Raw genomic sequence first — 20500 nt, 5'->3', positions numbered from 1 at the left:
GTTCAAACGTAACACATGGCGCACAGCGCGCGCAACAAGCGACACGCGAGGCCTGCTCAATGACGCAACGGTGCCTCGGTGCACGCAACCTATGTGATGTGGAGCGTGACTCTACACTGCGGCGGTGCCGCCGCGACAAGGGATCTTCGGGGGCACCTTCGACCCGCCCCATGTCGGACACGTCGCCGCCGCGATCTGCGCACGGGACCAGTTGGGCACCGACATCGTGCAGGTGGTGGTAGCGAACAATCCGTGGCAGAAATCCGCTGAGCGCTCGGTGACGCCGGCGAACCACCGGTTGGCCATGGCGCAGCTGGCCTTCGGCGGTCTCGCCGGCATCGACGTGAGTGCGCTCGAGATTGAGCGCGGCGGCCCGACCTACACGATCGACACCGTGATCGCGCTCGAGCGTCCCGGTATTGAGACCGTGCTCATCGTGGGCCCCGCCGCTGCGAGCGGCTTGCCGACCTGGCACCGAGTCTCGGAGCTATCTGAGCGCGTGAGGCTCGCGGTGGTGCAGCCGCGGAGCGAGCCACCCGCTCATGTCGAGGGCTGGCGCACCGAGACGGTGTTCATGGATCCCGTCGAGGCGTCGGCCACATTGGTGCGCGATCTGCTTGTCCATCGCACCCGATCGGAGGCGACTCCGGAGGTCGCCCGGCTCGTGCCGCCCGCCGTAATGAGCTACATCACCCGGCACAGCCTCTATTCTCCGTGAACGTGGCATCGGTTCCGCAGGCGTCCCCGGCTTCTACCGGGATCCACGCCGTCGGGCCGGTCCCAAGCAGCGCTGCCGCGACCGTCCCGCCGCTTGTGCGGGCTGCCGTGGATGGAGCTTCCGAGATGTCGGCCGAGCGCATCGTGGTGCTCGATGTGGGTGACGTGCTGGCCATCACCGATTGGTTCGTCATTGCGAGCGCGCCCAATGTGCGCCGGGTGCGGCGCATAGCCGAACTGATGGAACAACACGTCAAGGCCGCTGGTGGCGAAGGTCCGATCCGTACTGAGGGGCTGGACGAGGCCCAGTGGGTCCTGCTCGATTTTGGCGAGTTCGTGGCACAGGTCTTTCACGAACCGACCCGGGAGTACTACGACCTTGAGCGACTGTGGTCGCACGTGCCTCGTCACGACTTCGCCTGAGCCGCTGGCACCGCGTCGTAGCTGCGATCAGGCCGATCAGAGAACGCAGATCAGGGAACCATTTCGGCGGAGCCCGCTCGGGCAAGCGCGATCCAGGTGCGCCCGGGTGTGAGGGCCACGATGAGGGCGTTGTCGGAACGGAACACCGTGACGTCGAGCTCGGACAGCCGCTCCCAAGTGCCCTGCACCACCTGGCCATCGCTGAATATCCACGCCTCGCCGGTGCCGGTCAGCACGGGCTCGGGTGTCGCCGTATTCGCCGGGCTCTGGCGATACCGCACGAATTGCACGATGACGTTCTCGGGCGCGATCCGTACGCCATCGAAGTCTGTGTGCTCCCTGCCGTTCTGAGTGCGAGCCCACCCGCCAAGGGCAGTGTCCCACCGGTAGGAGGCTTCGATCTGCCCGAAGTCGATGTCGACGCCGCTGACGGCAGTGGCTCGCTGCAGCGTGTCGCCTTCGCCCCGGAACCGGAAGTACTCCGGGGGCGTCCGGCCCTCGCCGGCGCCTGCGGCGTAAATGCGAGCGGTGTCGGTGATGAGATTGTGGGGTGCCCTCTTGGCTGACGAGCGCTCGAACACACCCTTGGCGATCGTGCTTCCGTCGATGATGCTGACCGCGTCGACCCTGCGGAGGGCTCGTGCCGTGTACGCGTTGGCACCCGAGGTCACGAAAATGGGTCGGTTGAGATTCGACAGCAGCGCAAAGTCGCCAGTGCGAGCAGACCGAACGGGGCCAACCAGATCAGCATCGTTGGAATGAAAGATCGCCGCGAACCGCGTGAGGCGAGCTTCGACGATTTCCTCATAGACGACATCGGCTTGGTTGATGCCCCACTGAGGCAGGGCACGGGGGTGGTTGTCGATCTTCACGACGGCGGCCGGCCGCACGATCTTGTTCGCCGTCGGCAATCCGGTGAACGGGGCGGTGTAGAGGGGATTTGTGGTCGTAGTGGCCTCAGATTGAGTGGGAGCCACGGACGTCGTCGTAGTTGTCGGAACCGGGCTGGACGCAGCGACAACGGTGGACTGGGTCTGGACCGTGGCGGGTGGTTGCGATGTCGCGGGTTCGGTGGCAGTTGTCGCGGGAACGGTCACGCTCTGGCATGCAGTGAGGATGAGCAGCGGCAGCATCCAAGGCAGCCAAACTCCTGCCGAGTGGCACCGCCGAGCCGTGCCCATACGGCGTTCGGCGAATAGTTCGCGGAGACGCTCCAAAGTCCTGCTCCTTGAGATGTGCAGCCGAGCCACCGCGGTCACCTAGCCAGTCGCACACAATACCGGGTGGCATTGTGCGCTCGGTGTCATGTGAACCATCCAGAAACCGCTACCGAAGGCCCCGCTACCGAGGGCCCCGCTACCGAAGGCGAGAGGAATTGCCTCGCTGGGCTAGCTCCGGCCGCCCCAGTAGAATGCGAGCTCGAAGCGCGGGCGTGACGACGATGTCGACGACGCGTACGAACGCCTCCATGATGCGATCCAGCCCGAGGAAACCGTCGTTGTCCGTACCAACTGTTCGGGCGTCACGCCATACGATCGACATCGTCGCCCGATGACGACACTGGTGACCGGCGGCGCTGGCTACGTAGGCAGCCATACCGTCGTGGCGCTGCACGCCGCTGGCAGGGACGCAGTGATTCTCGACGACTTCTCGAATGCCCAACGCGGTGTCGTAGCGGCACTCCGCAGGTTGACAGGGAGGCGGCTCGAATTCGTCGATGGAGATGCCGCTGATCGCTTGACGGTTCGGCGGATCTTTGATGCCTATGACATCGATTCCATCATTCACTTCGCGGCACTGAAGAGCGTTCCCGAGTCGGTTTCGGAACCGCTGCGGTATTACCGGAAGAACCTCGACTCGACACTGACGCTCATTGAACTGGCGACAGAGCGTGGGGTTTCACGCTTCGTATTCAGCTCCTCCGCAGTTGTGTACGGCTCAGCTGGGGAATTGCCCATCACCGAAGAAATGCCAGTGGTTCCCGAGAGTCCTTACGGCGCCACGAAACTCATGTGCGAGCGCATCCTCGCTGACGCCGCAGCCGTCTCACAAATGCGGTCAGTGCTCCTGCGGTACTTCAATCCTGTCGGGGCACATTCCTCCGGGCACATCGGTGAGAATCCGCTTGGCGAAGCACAAAATCTGGTGCCAGTCGTCATGCAAGTAGCTCTCGGCACACGTTCCAGACTTCAGATCTACGGCGACGACTACGGCACCCCCGATGGCACTCCTATCCGCGACTATGTGCACGTCATGGACCTCGCTGAAGGCCATGTCGCCGCCCTCAACGCCGACCTAGGCAACCGCAGCAGCCGGGTGTTCAACCTGGGAACTGGGGTCGGTACGTCGGTATATGAAGTCGTTCGGGCAGCGTCGAAGATCACTCAGCGGGAGATTCCATTCGACGTTGTGGCGCGTCGGCCCGGCGATCTCGCGGAGTCATGGGCGGACTGCAGTCGAGCTGCCGCAGAACTCGGGTGGAGTGCCCAGCGGGACCTCAAGCACATGCTCGCGGACCATTGGCGATTCCTTTGCAGACACCCGCAAGGGCTGCCGTAGTGGGCACGAGGTCAGTCTTGTTGCAAATCGTTCCCGGCCAACAGCGGGTCACACGGCTCGCTCAAGATCCCGGCGAACGCGAGGTCGCACCCTTCGCGGATTTCTTGGGCTTGTTCTTCGAAGTACGCGTCGTCGACTCCCCAGGTGTGCGAGTCGCCGTGCCGTACCAAGACATAGCCCTTGCCATGAGTGCGGTAGAGGCGACGTCCGCTGGCAACGACATCTTCGATCAAGGCCTTGTCGACTCCAGACGGGATTTCCTGCCAGCCAAGGATGGAGTCGAGGTCGTTACGGGAGATGATCATCGCGCCGCCGGCCAAGCTGAGTTCGGAGCTAAGCCGTTCGGCGCCGCCTCGAAAGCGGTGGATCGTCTGGTTGCTGCGTTCCAGATAGACGTACTCGGCCGCCTTCCCGACGAGGCATGCCCGTGAGTATTCGTGGGCGAGCACGAGATCCCACACATGTTCGGAACCGTAGAAGTCATCGTCGTCGAACTTGGTGAGCAAGGTGCCCGACGAAGCCTCTACGGCCGCATTCAGCACGGCGCCGAGCGGTGCGGAAGCGGGCACTGGAACGACCTTGCTGGCGATGGGCAGTCGCCGTTGAAGGCCGTCAATCTCAGCATGGTCGAAGCCATCGCCATGCAGGGCCAACACCAATTCGATGTGTGGGTAACTCTGTATCGCCACACTCTTGATGGCAGATTCGACCAGCGCTGGACGGCAGGACGCCAGCAGAACTGAGACCAGAGGCGGCGCGGGTGCCTCGAGGTCAGCGACAGCGAACACTTGGCGGGCCCGGACTCGAAGCGAATGGTTCCGCAACGCCTCACGTCGCATGGCCACACTGAGCGATTCCCTCTCCTGTTCGCTTGACATTGGGATCTTGGGGTCCCTCATCAACGTGTAGAGATCGGGCCCGAGCAGTGTTCGGAGATTCGGATCCTCGTCGATGACGTGAACTACGACGCCGCTTGCAGCGAGCGCGGCAAGCGACGCGGCTCGCCGTGGAGTGCTCTCGTGATAAAGCCCGATGTCGACCACATGGTGAAATCGGCGGCAGGCCAAGATCTTGTCCGGATTTGTCGTCTTGCGGATTTCCAATTCTTCGGGCAGGAGCGCAACAGGACCAAGGGCCGCCGGCATACGACGGCACTCCAAAGACCAATTCTTAGGATTCACCTGCTCGGCGTCGAAAGCGGGCACCCGTGCAGTGGGATCGAGGTCGGCAACCTTGATGATGCGTACTGAAGCGCCGTCAGCCTCGAAAGGCGCGCCAGAGGTGTCGTCGATCAGTACGGCCCGTGTCGCGTGTCCAAGTTCGTCATCGACCCGACTCGAAGCCTCGAAGATCTCGCTCGCCGTTGTTCCGCGCGCCACAAGATGGGGTCCGAGGCGATAGGTCGCTGGTTGGATTCCCAAGGTTGACGGACCAAGGGATTGGCGTGTCCACCTGTGGGCCCGGCGGGTCTTCCACATCGTTCGTCTGGAGGCGCGTCTGGCCCAGCTTTGGGCGCGCAGGGTCTTCCACATCGTTCGTCTGGAGGCGCGCCTGGCCCAGCTTTGGGCGCGCAGGGTCTTCCACATCGTTCGTCTGGAGGCGCGCCTGGCCCAGCTTTGGGCGCGCAGGGTCTTCCACATCAGCCATCGTGCGGCTTGCCGGTGCTTCCAGGCGATCCAACGCAATCGCCACGCAAGTGCCGCCCCGACCCAGGCTCCGACGGCGCGGGCGAAGTGTGTCGCTTCTTCACGACTCCGAATCTGGGCCGCTTGCCGCGAGAAGCGTCGGGACATGTCGCGAATCTTCTGGATTCGTTCAGCAGCGGGAGGCCGTACGGACTGCCTCATGGCATGTGTCCGGCGACGATCAGCCCGCGCAGCGGAATCTGCCGCCTTTGCTGCCTTCGGCTCTTCCCGTCGAGGCAGCGTTGGCACAGACTTTCGCGCTGGTCGCGCAGGTCGCGCAGGCCGCTCGGCACCCTCAGGCGGAGGCGACTGGCTCTTCGGTTGATTCTTCGGTGCCTCGCACGAGGCATCCGCCACAACGTGCTCCAGCGGCTTTCCTGTGCGCACGGCCCGGTGCACAAACCGAGCTCGAGTGAGGGAGATCCTGTTGCCATCTGCCAAGTCCAGCGAGGTTTGTGCGGCCGACTTGAGCGTTCGAGTGAGCCGCGTCAGGTCGTCTTGGGCCAATTCTGTGCCTGCGGGCACCGTGATATGGAACGCCGCTGCCGCCAATGCCTCAGTCGCTGCGCCATCAGGCCCGAACTGTACGCGAGCATCTCCGGCGACGAGCCGTCGAATGCGCTCATACTCCGGGTCGTCACCGCCGTGGCGGTGCGGAGACTCGTTGATCCAGACAACAAGGTCGTGCAGGGTGCTGCCCAGAATGCGCTCGATCGTGTCGAGCAGTGTTTCGGGATCGGCACTGCCTGGAATCACAGTCACGACGTACTGCGGTACCGAGAAGCTCCGACCAGGCTTCGCCTGCCTGAAGCCATGGTGCGCAATGAGTTGAGAAATCTTGGCCCGTTGGAGCTCGAGGCTGGCCTTCTCGGCGCTGCTCGGCGCCGCCCCCGGTCCTTGATGCCAGCACATCGCGCCGCGCGCCGGAACCAGTACACCGCCGCGTGTGAAGGCTCGGTATCCGAATTCAGTGTCCTCGCAACCCCATTGGGTGAACGATTCGTCGTAGCCGCCCACAAGTTCGAAGAAAGAGCGGGAAACACCGAGATTCCCGCCAGTTACGACACGAAAAAGATCGTCGGCGTCGGAGGTGAGCTCATTGGTGCGCACCATGTGGAACTCGATCCACTCCGGTCTGTCGACAGCGCGGCCTGCGAACAGGTCGGACAGCGACCCGATTCGATTCCTGACGGCGTCTGCGTCGATGCCTGCAACGTCGACGTGGGCCCGAAAACCGAGCGTCAGGACGTCGCTTGCGGCGTGATGCCAGCGGGCGTGCCCAGCCATCCAGCCGGCTTCGGGCATCATGTCGCAGTCCAGGAACGCGATGATGTCGTTCGAAGCGGCTTTGACCCCGGTGTTCCGGGCCCTCGCGAGGCCGAAACCCAAATCCTCTTGGTGCACGACTCGGATTTCGAACGGGCAATGTGACGGTGTCTCCAGCGTTACCCGTGAACCATCGTCGACGATTACTACCTCGAAGAGGTCGCGTGGGTACGTCTGCCTCTCGAGAGCAGCAAGAGTCAGTTCGAGAGCCTCGGGTGCCTCGAAGTAGGTGATCACAACGCTCACCGAGCGCTCTGGCACGAAATGCTCCGCTGGAGCCGCGGGAAGCGAGCGCCAGTCGTTGCCCCGGATATCGGCAGGAGGTATGGGCTGGCTCACTCGACCAACTCCTCGGCAGTGATCAGCGTGTAGGACTCGCCAATCGCCAGCGCATTTGCCATTGCAGCCTCGGGGACGAATTCGGGAATGCGGTCATTGCGGAGGAGCACTAAGTCCGATGCGATGACGTCGTCGAGCTTGCTCTCATCCAGCGACCACACGGGCAAATCAAGATAGTAGGAGGCCCACCGGGCTGTCGACAGGCCCGACGTGATCCAAATGAGTTCAGCCTCAGCGACCTCAGGCGCCGTCGCCGTGGCTCGCTCCAGAACCGCTCCGGCGTCGGCCGGATCGGTCAGGTAGAAGTCCCTTGTCGGTCCTGTTACGACGAAGGCCAGGGTGATCGCCGGGACCACTGCAGCGGCAAGGCCGAGCGGCCATCGCAGCTTTGCGGCTGGGCCCTTCAGGGCACGCCGGACCCAGTCGGCAAGCGCAGCCACTCCGATGACAGTCGGAGCAAGCCAAGGGAAATTCCAGAGACGATGGATCCAAGCGCCCTGCTGGAAGACAAATGTCAGCGAAGCTGCGACAGCAAGGGTGACGAGCGCCGGGCCACGGGTGCGACGGTCGACGAACGCAGCCACGAGCGCTGGTAGCAACAGCAGCCTCAGCCACCACGAGGTCATGAGTTCGTGGCTCGCGAAACGCCACTGGCGTGACAGGAACTCCCCGAAGCTGAAGTTTCTCTGCTCGATCGCTGTCGAGACATCGGTTCCGGTGCGGAAAGCGATCCGTTCGCTGAGTTCGGAGATGTCGGTGGCGTTGAGCAACCACGCTGCCGTCAGCAACCCACCTGCGACCGCGCCGGCGAAGATCGCGACAAGTGAGGGCGACCAACCGAGGCGCGCCAACTGACCGAGGCTGCGAGGTGGGGTCGAGCCTGGGTTCTCGCCCTGTCGGCGTCGCTGGATGGTTCCGACAAACAGCCAGGGCACCAGAAGGCCGAGCGAGGCGATGGCAATCCACGAATGCAGCGCAGTGAACGCAGCGAGCGCTGCGGCTCCGGCTAACGCCCACCGCGGCGGCCGCTCGATCTGGCGCAACTTCGCGACAGTGGCGGTAAGGGCCAAGAGCAACGAAAAGCTGATGCCGTGACGTGCAAAGACGTAGAAAAAGCCCGTGCTTGACATGACCAACACCGCGAGCAACGTCGGTCCCCAACTCATTCCGACCACGCGCAGCAGTGCGGCCATGAGAGCGACCGTCGCTGCACCAATCAGGAAGTCGGTGATGCGCAGAGCCGGAAGATTGTCGCCAAAAACTCCGATGGAGGCGATCGTGATGAACAGTCGCAGCGGTGGGTGATGCGCATAAGTGACTGCGGCGGGTGGCGGCTCCGCGCGAGGTGGGACTTCGAACTCGGCGCGGATGTATGGATCCATGACCGCCCCGAACCGGGATTCCACCGGTCCCAACTCCCAGTAGTTCCGCGCTTGGAGGCCCGCACGGCCGAAGATGCGACCATCGTCGCTGTTGCCGAGCGGCAGATCGAGATCGGGAGCCCACAGAGCGAACACGCCGAGGCAGATCACGGCCACCACAGTCCAACCCGAGAAAATGCGTGTCACGGGCCGTTGGCAGGTCGTCATCGTTGGCCTCTCCATCCGCATTGGTTTGTCCAGGAAAACGGGACCGAGAGGACCGCAGACTGTGCCGCACCGAGCGGTCGAGGGAGCGCAGCGTAGCCTTGCTGTCGCGCTGGCGAACGGGAGGCGTATGCCTATCGGCCCTGTTCCGGATACTGCTGAAGTCGACGGGAGCGATAGTTTGCGGACTGCGCCTCCGCCGGCCGACAGGGTGCGCGACGGTAGAGCGAGCGATGGGTTGTTTCGCGTGAAGGTCCAGTCCCGCACCCAGTCACGTGTCGCCTCCAACCATGCACACGCCGTGACGCCAGCTGCGCCGCCGGAGTGGCGTCCGTCAAGCCGTCAGGGGTTCCGGTTCCTCTACGTGGTCGATGCGGTGACGCTGTTCGGCTTGATGGTCGCCATCACCGTCGTGCGTTTCGGCCTGGACTGGCCGACCTATCCGTGGACCCACTACCTGATCGGTTTCGCCGTCGCCACGGTCCTGCACATGACCGTCTACTACTTCGGCGGTCTGTACGAGTTCGAGCAACGGTTGGGACATCGCCCCTGGCTTCCGCGAGCCATGCTGCTCACGTTCATGGCGGTGGGCGGCGACGCCACCGTCACCTTGCTGACGGGTCGCTACCTGATGCCTCGGGGGAATCTGGTGGTGCTGGCCGTGGCGGGTGCCGTGCTGATCTCGTTCAATCGCTGGGGGGCGCGGCGCGTGCGCCAGCTGCGCATCGGCGAGCCACGGATGCTGCTGGTTGGCACGCCGGCCCACATCGACTCGGCCCAAGAGCATCTCGCCGACGCTGAGGCCGATGCCGTGGTCGTCGGAAGCCTGACCGATCCCGCCTTGATCCTCCCCGAGGCAGATCGCCTGGGTGCCACCGAGCTGCTGCTGTTGTCCGGACAGCCTCTCGACGCCATCTATCCCGAGCCGCTCGGTGAACTGGAACTGCGCAACATCGGTGTCTTTCGCCGCATCACACCAGCTGACACGCTGCTGGGACTACAGCGCAGCCGCCAGATCGGGGGCATGCCGTTTGTGGCGCTGCGGGAGCATGCATTGCCGATGTGCCGCCTGCGCTTCAAGCGACTGCTCGATCTCGCGTACCTGCTGCTCCTCGCCCCATTCGCTCTGCCGCTCACCGCAGCAGTCGCCTTGTACGTGAGAATCGGTGGTGGTCGAGGTGTGCTGTATCGGCAGGAGCGAGTGGGTCGTGGAGGAGCGCCGTTCGTACTGCTCAAGTTCCGCACTATGACGCGTGACGCGGAGAGCAATGGGCCTGTGCTCGCTACCTCGAACGACCCACGGGTCATGAGAGGTATGGGTTGGCTGCGCCGCACCCGGCTCGACGAGCTGCCGCAGCTGTGGAACGTGCTGGTCGGCACGATGTCGCTGGTGGGGCCCCGACCCGAGCGGCCCCAATTCGTTGCCCGGCTGGAACGCGAGATCGCCGGTTACGGCCGACGTCACGATGTGCCGCCCGGTATCACGGGGCTCGCACAGACGCAGGGCCATTACCAAACCGATCCGGGCTACAAGCTCGGTCACGACCTGCAGTACGTCGTCAACTGGTCGCCGGTACTCGACTGGGAGATCATGGCGAAGAGCCTCGTCGTTATGGCTCGCCGCAACGCCCGGTGAGCGACGCACAGACGGACAACGGGCGGCACGTCTCTGTGGTGATTCCGGCGCGCAACTGTGCGTCCGAGCTGCCCGAATGTCTCGATGCGGTGAGCGCGCAGACCTTTGGCGGGCCGCTGGAAGTCATCGTGGCCGTGGCGCCGAGCAGTGACGGGACCGATCGTGTCGCTTCAGAGGCCAGTTGCAAGTGGCCTCTGCAGATCGTCGAGAACCCTGCTGGCACGACGTCGTCGGGTCTCAACCTCGCGATCGGCGCTGCTGCCGGCGACGTCATCGTGCGGGTTGACGCGCAGGCCAGGCTGCCCCCTGACTACGTGGAGCGGGCGGTTGTGACCTTGGCGCGCACCGGCGCAGCGAATGTCGGCGGTGTGCAGCGGCCGGTCGGGCAGCGTGGTTTGAGTCGGGTCATCGCGGTAACCGTGTCCTCGCGGTTCGGCGGGGGTCCGGCCGCATTCCGGCACGGCAGTCACGAGGGGCCAGCCGACACCGTGTACCTGGGTGTGTTCGACCCTGCCGTGCTTGCGTCCGTGGGCGGTTTCGATGAGTCGTTGGAACGAAACCAGGACTACGAGCTGAACTGGCGCCTGCGCGAACAGGGGCATGTGGTGTGGCTCGACCCCAGCCTGGTCGTGGATTACCAGCCTCGAACCAGCTGGGCGGGACTGGCACGCCAGTACTACGACTACGGCATCTGGAAGCGCGTGGTGATCGGTCGCCACCCGCGCTCGACGCAGCCACGGCAGCTTGCAGCACCAGTTCTCGCGTTCGGTCTGGCGTTGTCGGCGCTGGAACTGGCCCGGGGCCGTCTGCGCGGGGGGATCATGCCCGCTGCATACTTAGGTGCCTGCACGCTGGCCGCGGCACGCCTTCGCCCCAGCCTTCCCGCGCTCACAGATCGCCTTCGAGCGGCCGCAGCGTTCGCCGTCATGCACCTGTCGTGGGGAGCGGGGTTTCTCGTGGGGTGCCGCAGCGGGCATCGGTCCTCACCCGAGGAAGCGACTGGCCCCCAAGTTGCGCAGAGGACCTGACCCCGGTACGAATCCTGGTATGAATTCAGTCAGTCTCAGTTCCCGATTGGAGACACTCACTACGCTCACTCCCATGGCTGAGGTCGTGATCCGTAACGGGACTGTGGTGGACGGGAGCGGCGGCCCACCGCGAACGGCGGACGTGGCCATCGACGGGGGCACGATCGTCGAGGTGGGCGAGGTGGCCGCCCGGGGTCAACGCGAGATCGATGCCGACGGGCAACTGGTGCTCCCGGGCTGGGTGGACATTCACACGCACTACGACGGCCAGGCCACCTGGGATCCCGAGATGACGCCGTCGTCGTGGCACGGGGTGACCACGGCGATCTTTGGCAATTGCGGCGTCGGGTTCGCCCCGGTCCACCCGGGCACCGAGGACTACCTCATCAACTTGATGGAAGGCGTCGAGGACATTCCTGGAACAGTCCTCGCCGACGGCATTGACTTCTGCTGGACCAGCTATCCCGAGTACCTCGACGCGCTTTGCGAGACACCCCGGGTCATGGACATCGGCAGCCAGCTGCCGCATGGGGCGCTGCGGTTCTTCGTGATGGGCGAACGCGGTGCCGACCATGCCGAAGTGCCGACCGCCGATGAGCTGGATCGGATCACCACGCTCGTCACCGAGGCCTTGGAGGCGGGAGCGCTCGGTTTCACCACCAGCCGTACCACCAAGCACAAGGCCGCGGACGGTCGCCTGACGCCGTCCCTGTCGGCGGGCGATCCCGAACTGGCGGCCGTCGCCCGTGCGATGCGACACGCGGATGCTGGGGTGCTGCAGGTGAACTCCGACTTCGGACCCGGCGAGTTCGCGACGCTGCGGGCTGCGGCGGAGCTCTCGGGACGCCCACTGTCGGTCCTGTTGTTGCAGGTGGACAATTCGCCCGAGTTGTGGCGCGAGACGCTGGCGGACATCCATGCTGCCAACGCCGACGGCATCGCCGCCAACGGACAGGTGGGCTGCCGGCCGATCAGCGTGCTGCTCGGTCTGGATGTGTCGGTGAATCCTTTCGGAAACCATCCGGCCTACAACGAGATTGCCAACTTGCCGACGCCCGAGCGAGCAGCCCGCATGCGTAACGACGGGACACTGCGGCGAGCGCTCGTCTCGGAGCGGCCGGTCGACGGATTCAGCAAGTGGATGGACTACGCCCTCACACGCGCCTTCGAGCTCGGCGAGGTGCCCGACTATGAACCCGACCCACGTGCTTCGGTAGCCGCCCGCGCGGCGGATCTTGGCATCAGTCCATGGGAGCTGGCTCTGGATCTGTTGTCCGACGGCGACGGCGACGCCCTATTGCTGTACCCCTTCGAGAACTACACCGGCGGAAGCCTCGACGTGATCCGCGAGATGCTGGCGGACCCCTACACGATCTGCGGGATCGGCGATGCGGGAGCGCATGTCGGCACGATCTGCGACGCGTCCTATCCCACGTACCTGCTGACCCACTGGGCTCGGGATCGCACCCGTGGCGAGGGGCTGCCCTTGGAGTACCTGGTGCACAAGCAGACCCGGGCCAACGCGCTGGCTTATGGGCTGGCCGACCGCGGCCTGCTGGCGCCGGGGTGCCGCGCCGATCTCAACATCGTCGACTTCGACGCACTCGGTTTGGAACGGCCGCAACTGGTGTACGACCTGCCGAGCGGCGGCAAGCGCCTGATCCAGCGGTCGACGGGTTACCGGCACACGTTCGTGGCAGGAACCGAGGTGTCGACCGACGGCGAGTTCACCGGCGCCCGTCCCGGCCGGCTCGTGCGTGGTGCCCAAGCAGACCCTGCGAACAGTTGAGGCTGTGAGCCAGGCATCGGCACCTGGCCCTAAGGCCGGCGAGCAGGCGCTCCCGCTTGCCGGCTTCGTCGTGCTCGACCTGACCATTGCTCGGGCAGGTCCCACCGCCGTGCGCCAGCTGGCGGACTGGGGCGCCGACGTGATCCGGGTCGACGCACCTGGCAGCAGTTTCGAGGAGAGCCGCGAGCAATCGCCCGACCATCTCAACATTCATCGCAACAAACGGTCTGTGGTGATCGACCTCAAGCACCCGTCAGGCCGCGACCTGCTGCACCGATTCGTGCAATCTGCTGATGTGCTGATCGAGAACTTGCGACCGACGGTCAAGTACCGGCTGGGTTTCGATTGGGAGACCTTGCACTCACTGAACCCGGCACTCGTCATGGGCTCGATTTCCGGGTTCGGCCAGGCGGGCCCCTACGCAACGCGCGGCGGCGTCGACCAGATTGCTCAGGGCCTTGGCGGGATGATGGCGGTCACTGGCCTGCCGGGGCACGGCCCAGTGAGAGCCGGTGTGGCAATCAGCGACGTGACGGCCGGGTTGCAGCTGGCCATCGGAGTGCTGGTGGCGCTGATCGAACGATCCCGGACGGGCATGGGCCGCTGGGTGCACACATCGCTGCTCGAGTCGATGATTGGCATGCTCGACTTCCAAGCCGCTCGCTGGACTGTGGCGGGGGAGGACCCGCCACAGGCTGGCAATGACCATCCCACGATGATCCCGATGGGGACCTATAAGGCTGCCGACGGGCATATCAACATCGCCGCTCCCGGAGGCCGCCTGTGGCAGGCGTTCTGCGCGGAGATCGGCCGACCGGATCTGCCCGACGACGAACGCTTCTCGTCGACCAAGTCACGCTCGGCCAACCGCACCGAGCTGAACGCCATCATCGGCGAGCGGCTCGCTGTGGCCACCTGCGACGAGTGGGTCGAGCGGCTGAACGCCGTGGGCATCCCGTGCGGACGCGTCAACACCGTTGCTGAGGCGTTCGCAGACCCGCAGGTTCAGCACCTCGGCATGGCCGCGCCGGTGCATCACCCAACTGCTGGCGACATTCGCATCGTGCGCAATGCCACCCAGATCGATGGTGTGTCCGGCGATATTCGCCGACACAGCCCGACCAAGGGCGAGCACACGGACGAGATCCTGGCCCAGTTCGGTCTGGGATCCGACGAGATCGCAGACCTGCGAGACGCTGGCGCCGTCCGCTGACACGGCTCGAACTCATTGCGCGGGCCGGGGCTTGAGTTTGACCCGTCGATCGATGCAGGAATGCACGAAAACCTGCCAGATAATCCCCTCGTAAACATACATTAATTAGAGTACAAAACCTAGCATGAATGAGCGGCGACTCGTTATGCTGTGAGCATCGCTGCGTACATACCCCGAATCGCTGATCGGCTGCTTGCCGACGATCTGGCCTCTTGGCCAGCAGTGATCGTCACCGGTCCCCGCGCAGTGGGAAAGACGACGACTGCGATTCGCCATGCCGCTTCGGCATTGCGGCTCGACCGTCCCGCACAACGAGGACTCGCTCTTGACGATCCCGATGCCGCCGTTTCCATTGGCCCTTTCCCGTTGCTGCTCGACGAATGGCAGCACGTTCCCGAGGTGCTCGGTGCAGTCAAGCGCGCTGTCGATCAGGACCGAGCGGAGCCGCAGCGCTACATAATCACTGGATCGGCTCGTGGTGACCTCATCGCTGGCTCTTGGCCTGGCACCGGACGTTTTCTCAGCATCGAACTGTGGCCGCTGACTGGTCGTGAACGCTTCGGCAATGCCGAAGCCCCCTCGCTCTTTGATCGGTGGGAGACCGAGCATCGCTTCTCTGTGCCGCCCCAGCCGCCCGGCATTCTCGACTACCTGCAGATCGCGCTGACCGGCGGCTTTCCCGACGCTGTCGAGGCGCCGAACCAGCGTCGGCGTGAACGGTGGATGCGTGGCTACGTGGAGTCGACGGCATCGCGAGACCTCGGAGAATTGGCGATCGGTTCGGGACGACGCCGAAGTCCCGAACGGTTGACTCGTTACCTCCAGGTGCTGGCGCTGCACTCGGCAGGTGTCGTCGCCGACGCTGCACTCGCTGAGGCAACCAAGCTGGATGTCCGCACGGCCCGTGGCTACCACGACATTCTGCGGACCCTGCGTCTGGTCGTGGATGTACCTGCGTGGCGGACGAACCGGCTCAAGCGGCTCGTCGCCACGCCGAAGCGCTACCTCGCAGACTCGGGCCTCGCTGGCTGGCTGGCACGGGTCGATGAGGTCGCAATCCAGCACGATGCGGACGCCCGCGGCCGGATTCTCGACACCTACGTCGCGGCCCAACTGCGCTCAGAGGCCGAAGCGGCACAGGACGCTGTGCACCTTCACCACCTGCGTACTCACCGGGGTGAACACGAGATCGACCTCATCGCCGAGTTCGGTTCACGAGTCGCTGCCTTCGAGGTGAAGTCCGGCAGCGCACCGACACAGAAGGACGCGCGCCACCTCGCTTGGCTTCGAGACCAGCTCCCCCGAGACCGGTTCGCCGGCGGAGTCGTCTTTCATACAGGACCGCAGCGGTACGGCCTCGGCCAAGGCATCGAGGCCGTACCGATCTGCGGTTTGTGGGGTTGAGCAGTAGCAGGACCCATCGAGGCCGCTGGCCGTGCCAGGCGTCAGACGCCGGCGGCAGCCTCGAAGCCGGTGTCGAGGTCGGCGATGATGTCGTCGATCGTCTCGATACCGACGGACAGCCGAACCAAATTCGGCTCAACGCCCGTGTCGGACTGCTCCTCAGGGGTCAGCTGGCTGTGCGTCGTGCTGGCCGGATGGATCGCCAAGCTGCGTACGTCGCCGATGTTGGCGACGTGGCTGTGCAGCCACAGGCTCTCCACGAACTTCTGGCCAGCCTTGGTGCCGCCTTCAATCCCGAATGCCAGCACTGAGCCGGCCCCCCTCGGCAGGTACTTGCGTGCCCGGTCGTTGTAGGGGCTGGACGGCAGTCCGGCGTAGAGGACCCACTCGACCCGCGGATGGGACTCGAGGTACTGGGCGACCGCCTCGGCGTTCGCGACATGCCGCTCCATACGCAGCGACAAGGTCTCGATCCCCTGCAGGAACAGGAAAGCGTTCATGGGCGAGACAGCGGCGCCGATGTCACGGAGCAGCTGCACACGTGCCTTCAGGATGTACGAACCTGCACCGAGTGCCGGCCAGTAGGCCAGACCGTGGTAGCTGGGATCGGGCTCGGTGAACATCGCGTGCCGTCCCGAGGCCCCGAAGTCGAACGTGCCGCCGTCGACGATCAGCCCGCCGATCGACGTGCCGTGCCCGCCGATGAACTTCGTGGCCGAATGCACCACGATGTCCGCGCCATGTGCCAGTGGCTGGCACAGGTACGGCGAGGGCACCGTGTTGTCCACGACCAGCGGAACGCCGACCGAATGGGCAACCTCGGACACGCCTTCGAAGTCCAAAATGTCGTTCTTCGGGTTGCCGATGGTCTCGCCGTAGAAGGCCCGCGTGTTGTCACGTGCCGCAGCACGCCACGAGTCGAGATCGTCAGGATCGTCCACGAAAGTGGTCTGGATGCCCATCTTCGGCAACGTGTAGTGGAGCAGGTTGTACGTGCCCCCATACAGCGACGGGCTGGCCACGATGTGGTCGCCCGACTCTGCCAGGTTGAGGATCGCCAGCGTCTCCGCGGCCTGACCCGAGGACACTGCAAGCGCGCCGGGCAAGCCGACTGCCGTGCGAATGCCGCCCTCAAGCGCACTCACCCGCTCCTCCAGCACATGCTGGGTGGGGTTCATGATCCGCGTGTAGATGTTCCCGATCTCGGCCAGCCCGAACAGCTTTTGGGCGTGCTCGGAACTCTCGAAGGTGTAGGAGGTGGTCTGGTAGATCGGTACGGCGCGGGCGTTGGTGGCGCTGTCAGGCGCTTGGCCCGCGTGAATCATTCGGGTTTCGAAGCCCCATTGCGCGCTTGAGTCCGTTTGTGAATCGCTCATGGCGATCTCCATTTCTGTCGCCCCATGAGGCGGGCTGTGCCTTACTCAGCGGTAATGCCAAGTGGCGAGCACTGTAGCGGTGAAAGCCGACCAATTAGGTCGGATTTTCTGTGACAGATCGGTGTCGGAATCTCGGAGCGGTCGATCCGGTGTCGCGACGCCGTGTCGCCGTTGGTCAGAAGCCGGTCTGTTTGTCGACGACACCTTCGAGCGCGCGGCCCTCACGCAGCGCCACAAGATTGCGGCAGAAGCGTTCGAGATTCCGGCGAGCCCGGTGCTGGCTGGCCCCAGCGGTATGCGGTGTCATGACACAGTTCTCGAATCCCCATAGCGGACTGTTTGCAGGCAGCGGCTCGACGGGTGCTACGTCGAGCGCCGCGCCGCCGATCGTCCCGTTCAACAGCGCACGCTCCAGCGACGGCCCGTCGATGATCTCGCCGCGCGTCACGTTCAGCAGGATCGCTCCGTCGGGCATTGACGCGAACATCTCGTCGTCGAACATTCGCTTGGTTGCGTCGGTGAGCGGCAGGCCCACTGCCAGAACGTCGCTGGTGGCCACGATGTCGGCGAGCGCTTCGGGGCCGCCGACGCTGTCCACGCCGTCGCTGGGCGACACCGGGTACAGGTCCATCGCCTGCACCTTCATGCCGAACGCCACGGCCCGGCGGGCGAGGTGCCTGCCGGTGCCGCCGAACCCCAGAATGCCCATGGTCAGGCCCTCGAGCTCCAGCTCGCTGTAGCGCATCCGCTCTCGGTGGTCGTTGTCCCATCCCTCGGGACCGAGCTTGACCGCCGTCGCGATGCGCCGAACGAGTGCCAGCAGCAGCCCGAAAGCGTGGTCGGCCAGGTGACTGCCCACGAGACCTTTCTCGCCCGTCAGCACAACGTCGCTTTCGAGAAACGCCGGGTACATGAACATGTCGACGCCCGATGCCGTTGCGTGGATCCACCGAAGTCTTGGCGCGGCTTCGAAGAGCCACTGCGGAACGATCCCGAGGATCACGTCTGCGTCGGCAGCCAACGGCACGCCGTCGCGCGGCCGGTCCACGATGTTGACGATCGCGTCCGGCCCCGCCGCCTCTGCGATCATGCCCTCCTCTTCGGGAGTCACGTCGGGCAGCGTCAATGTCTTCGTGACGAGAACGTTGAGAGGTGCATCGGGCGCTGCCACGATGGTCGGCCCAGGCGTCGACTGGCTCATGAGATCACTGCCTCCACGGTTCCGATACCGCTGTAGTGCGTGGTCCAGCGTTGACCAGCCTCAACCCGGAAGCGGGCATAGGCACCGGTGATGACGCTCTGGCCGGGCTCGAGCGCCAGGCCGTACCGGTGCAGCGTGGCGGCGAGCCGGGCGATGGACAGGTAGGGGTTGTCGACCTCGTCGGCTACGGTGCAGCTGAAGCGTTCTTCGCCGTCGCAGGACGCCGTCACCACGCAGCTGTCCAGTTCCTCGGCGGCAGGGGCGGCCACGCCGGAACCTCGCACGATGGCCCAGTTCGTCAGGTTGTCGGCCACGAGCATGGCCAGGTTCCTGCCGACAGCTACCCGCGCCTCGTTCACCTCGTAGCCGGCGCAGATCTGTGAGATGCGGGCGGGCACCGAGGCCGGATCGACATCGTCGCCCGCGATGCGCTCGCCGATCACGAAGCACATCTCGGGCTCAATGCTCACCTTGTTGATCTCTGCTGACAGGATCGAAGCCGGCGATTCGAGCACGCGATTGACGTGCCCGAATGGGCGGTCATCGATACCAACGGCAGTGCGTGCCCGATCCGACGTGAGCCCCACCTTCCAGCCTGCTTGCGCAACGCCATTCGCGACCGCTCGTCGCTGCATCTCGCACTGGATGGCAAGCCCGTCCTCGAAGCCCAGATCGGCAAACGCCCCAGTCGGCACGTCACCGCCGTTCGCGTAGAAGCTCGAGAGCGCGTCGGCTGCAGCGAGCTGTGCGGGGTTGAGCTGCCTGGGCGGAGTCACAGCGGCGCACCTTAGAGGCCGAGCGGCTCGTGAGTACAGCGAACACGAGAGGGAGAACGGGTTCCGCTGCCCGGTCTTGGCACCCACCTACAGATGTCCGGGATCGTCCTTTGCAGTGCATGGCGCTCGCCGTAGTGTGATCCCATGAGGTTGCAACTGGCGCTCAATGTGGACGACATCGACCAGGCCGTCGACTTCTACTCGCGACTCTTCGGCGCGGAACCTGCCAAGCGGCGCGACGGCTACGCCAACTTCGCTATCGACGAACCGCCGCTGAAGCTTGTGCTGTTCGAATCGCCGGGCCACGGCGGCACGATCAACCATCTCGGCGTCGAGACCACGTCAGACGATGAGGTGTTCGCAGCGCAGCGACGCCTCGCCGCGGCTGGCCTGGAGACGACCGGCGTCGACGAGACCATGTGCTGCTACGCCGACAAGGTCGAGACCTGGGTCACCGATCCGGCCGGTGTCGAATGGGAGTGGTACGTCAAGTCGGGCGACAACGAGGTCCGCGACAACGTGGTGGTTGCCAGCCCAGTAGCAGCAAGCTCTGACGCTGCCTGCTGCGCTGCCGCCAGCTGAACGCCGCGCCCGCAGCGCCGACTACGGCTGCGGGCGTCGCTCCCGCAGCAGCACTTCTTGAGCGATGGTTGCGATGTGGCGGCCGTCGGGGGAGAACAGGTTGCCGACGGTCATGCCGCGGGCGCCCGTCAGACCGTGGCAGTCGAACTGATACAGGTGCCAATCGTCGGCGCGCATCGGGCGGTGGAACCACATTGCGTGATCCAGCGACGCGCTCATGAAGGTCTCCTGGTACTGCCCGCGCGAGACCTGCATCGGATGCAGTGACCGGGCAGCGTTGAACTGGATGGCGTCGGATGTGAAGGCAAGACCGCAGGTGTGCAGGCGGGGGTCGTCGTCGATCGGGTCGACGATCCGCACCCAGCCCATTGACTGGCCGGCCCCGGGATAGCTGACCAACGGTCGGCGCTCCATGATCCAAGGCCACCGTTCCTCGTCGACGTTGCGGCAGTCTTCCGGGTCGGGTGCCAGCGGGATGCGCGCCGTTTGCACCTCGGCGTCCTGCTCGGCAACGTGGAACGAGCACGACAGGTTCAGGATTGCGCCGCCGCTCTGTCGGGCAACGACGGCACGGGTGCAGAACGACCGCCCGTTCCGCAGCCGGTCGACTTCGTAGCGGACCGGCTCGTCGAGCGTGCCTCCGCGGATGAAGTAGGCGTGGACCGAGTGCGGCACGAACGCCTCGTCCACCGTCTGGAATGCCGCCCACAATCCTTGAGCAATGACCTGGCCGCCGTAGATGCGGCCCCACGAGTACTCGGGGCTCACCCCGACGTAAGTGTCCGGGCCGTGTTCCTCGAGCAACATCACTTCGCTGTAGGTGGTGGGAACTCTGCTCATGCAAGAGCGTGTCTACAGCA

The 20500-nt window shown here is 64.9% G+C and carries 16 protein-coding genes; 9 read left to right on the top strand and 7 right to left on the bottom strand.

The genetic code is table 11. From position 1 onward, the window contains the following. Positions 1–124: 124 nt before the first annotated feature. Together ACPXYO_RS17805 and rsfS are read left to right on the top strand one after the other, a co-directional pair. The gene (locus tag ACPXYO_RS17805) at positions 125–718 is read left to right on the top strand and encodes a nicotinate-nicotinamide nucleotide adenylyltransferase (protein WP_423923380.1); all 594 of its coding nucleotides are present in this window, start codon (positions 125–127) and stop codon (positions 716–718) included. Positions 719–720: 2 nt separating this feature from the next. Next, positions 721–1140, top strand: a complete 420-nt coding sequence (gene rsfS, locus ACPXYO_RS17800) for a ribosome silencing factor (protein ID WP_423923378.1) — start codon at positions 721–723, stop codon at positions 1138–1140. Positions 1141–1190: 50 nt separating this feature from the next. Here the strand turns inward: rsfS and ACPXYO_RS17795 are convergent, their stop codons facing one another. After that, positions 1191–2117, bottom strand: coding sequence for a DUF3048 domain-containing protein (locus tag ACPXYO_RS17795; protein WP_423923376.1), 927 nt, complete (start codon positions 2115–2117; stop codon positions 1191–1193). Between the two features lie 574 nt (positions 2118–2691). Here ACPXYO_RS17795 and galE point away from each other — a divergent pair. After that, positions 2692–3699 carry a UDP-glucose 4-epimerase GalE gene (galE, locus tag ACPXYO_RS17790; protein WP_423923374.1) on the top strand — a complete coding sequence of 336 codons (1008 nt, stop codon included), beginning with the start codon at positions 2692–2694 and terminating at the stop codon, positions 3697–3699. An 11-nt stretch (positions 3700–3710) separates the two neighbouring features. Here the strand turns inward: galE and ACPXYO_RS17785 are convergent, their stop codons facing one another. Together ACPXYO_RS17785 and ACPXYO_RS17780 are read right to left on the bottom strand one after the other, a co-directional pair. Further along, entirely contained in the window at positions 3711–7049 is a 3339-nt protein-coding gene (locus ACPXYO_RS17785) for a glycosyltransferase family 2 protein (protein WP_423923372.1), read from the bottom strand. After that, positions 7046–8638 (bottom strand): hypothetical protein, encoded by a 1593-nt coding sequence (locus ACPXYO_RS17780; RefSeq protein WP_423923370.1) that lies wholly within the window; start codon positions 8636–8638, stop codon positions 7046–7048. Before ACPXYO_RS17780 ends, ACPXYO_RS17785 begins: the two co-directional genes overlap by 4 nt. A gap of 244 nt (positions 8639–8882) precedes the next feature. On the opposite strand from ACPXYO_RS17780, the gene ACPXYO_RS17775 reads away from it, so the two are divergent. The 5 genes from ACPXYO_RS17775 to ACPXYO_RS17755 all read left to right on the top strand — a co-directional run bounded on the left by ACPXYO_RS17775 (position 8883) and on the right by ACPXYO_RS17755 (position 15705). Further along, a complete protein-coding gene (locus ACPXYO_RS17775) occupies positions 8883–10271 on the top strand; it encodes a sugar transferase (RefSeq protein ID WP_423923368.1) in 1389 nt (462 codons plus the stop codon). Next, on the top strand, positions 10268–11299 hold the full coding sequence (locus ACPXYO_RS17770; protein WP_423923366.1) for a glycosyltransferase family 2 protein: 1032 nt from the start codon (positions 10268–10270) through the stop codon (positions 11297–11299). Before ACPXYO_RS17775 ends, ACPXYO_RS17770 begins: the two co-directional genes overlap by 4 nt. Positions 11300–11372: 73 nt before the next feature. Next, on the top strand, positions 11373–13088 hold the full coding sequence (locus ACPXYO_RS17765; RefSeq protein WP_423923364.1) for an N-acyl-D-amino-acid deacylase family protein: 1716 nt from the start codon (positions 11373–11375) through the stop codon (positions 13086–13088). A gap of 4 nt (positions 13089–13092) precedes the next feature. Further along, positions 13093–14301 carry a CaiB/BaiF CoA transferase family protein gene (locus ACPXYO_RS17760; protein WP_423923362.1) on the top strand — a complete coding sequence of 403 codons (1209 nt, stop codon included), beginning with the start codon at positions 13093–13095 and terminating at the stop codon, positions 14299–14301. A gap of 150 nt (positions 14302–14451) precedes the next feature. Further along, a complete protein-coding gene (locus ACPXYO_RS17755) occupies positions 14452–15705 on the top strand; it encodes an ATP-binding protein (RefSeq protein WP_423923360.1) in 1254 nt (417 codons plus the stop codon). Positions 15706–15746: 41 nt separating this feature from the next. Here the strand turns inward: ACPXYO_RS17755 and ACPXYO_RS17750 are convergent, their stop codons facing one another. The 3 genes from ACPXYO_RS17750 to ACPXYO_RS17740 all read right to left on the bottom strand — a co-directional run bounded on the left by ACPXYO_RS17750 (position 15747) and on the right by ACPXYO_RS17740 (position 19058). After that, the gene (locus tag ACPXYO_RS17750; RefSeq protein ID WP_423923358.1) at positions 15747–17081 is read right to left on the bottom strand and encodes a bifunctional o-acetylhomoserine/o-acetylserine sulfhydrylase; all 1335 of its coding nucleotides are present in this window, start codon (positions 17079–17081) and stop codon (positions 15747–15749) included. A 175-nt stretch (positions 17082–17256) separates the two neighbouring features. Further along, positions 17257–18282 (bottom strand): D-2-hydroxyacid dehydrogenase, encoded by a 1026-nt coding sequence (locus ACPXYO_RS17745; protein WP_423923356.1) that lies wholly within the window; start codon positions 18280–18282, stop codon positions 17257–17259. Then, entirely contained in the window at positions 18279–19058 is a 780-nt protein-coding gene (locus ACPXYO_RS17740) for a 2-keto-4-pentenoate hydratase (protein ID WP_423923354.1), read from the bottom strand. The genes ACPXYO_RS17745 and ACPXYO_RS17740 overlap by 4 nt, the downstream gene beginning before the upstream one ends. Before the next feature lie 144 nt (positions 19059–19202). Here ACPXYO_RS17740 and ACPXYO_RS17735 point away from each other — a divergent pair, with 144 nt between their 5' ends. Next, positions 19203–19640, top strand: coding sequence for an ArsI/CadI family heavy metal resistance metalloenzyme (locus tag ACPXYO_RS17735; RefSeq protein ID WP_423923352.1), 438 nt, complete (start codon positions 19203–19205; stop codon positions 19638–19640). Between the two features lie 21 nt (positions 19641–19661). On the opposite strand, the gene ACPXYO_RS17730 is transcribed toward ACPXYO_RS17735, so the two are convergent. Continuing rightward, positions 19662–20480: an acyl-CoA thioesterase gene (locus ACPXYO_RS17730; protein ID WP_423923350.1), complete on the bottom strand. Its 819-nt coding sequence runs from the start codon at positions 20478–20480 to the stop codon at positions 19662–19664. Positions 20481–20500 lie beyond the last annotated feature (20 nt).

The sequence above is a fragment of the Candidatus Poriferisodalis sp. genome (genome assembly GCF_965237655.1).
GTDB lineage: Bacteria > Actinomycetota > Acidimicrobiia > Acidimicrobiales > Poriferisodalaceae > Poriferisodalis.
The sequence above is the reverse complement of the archived record's forward strand: the minus strand, read 5'-3'. Positions and strand labels throughout refer to the sequence as shown.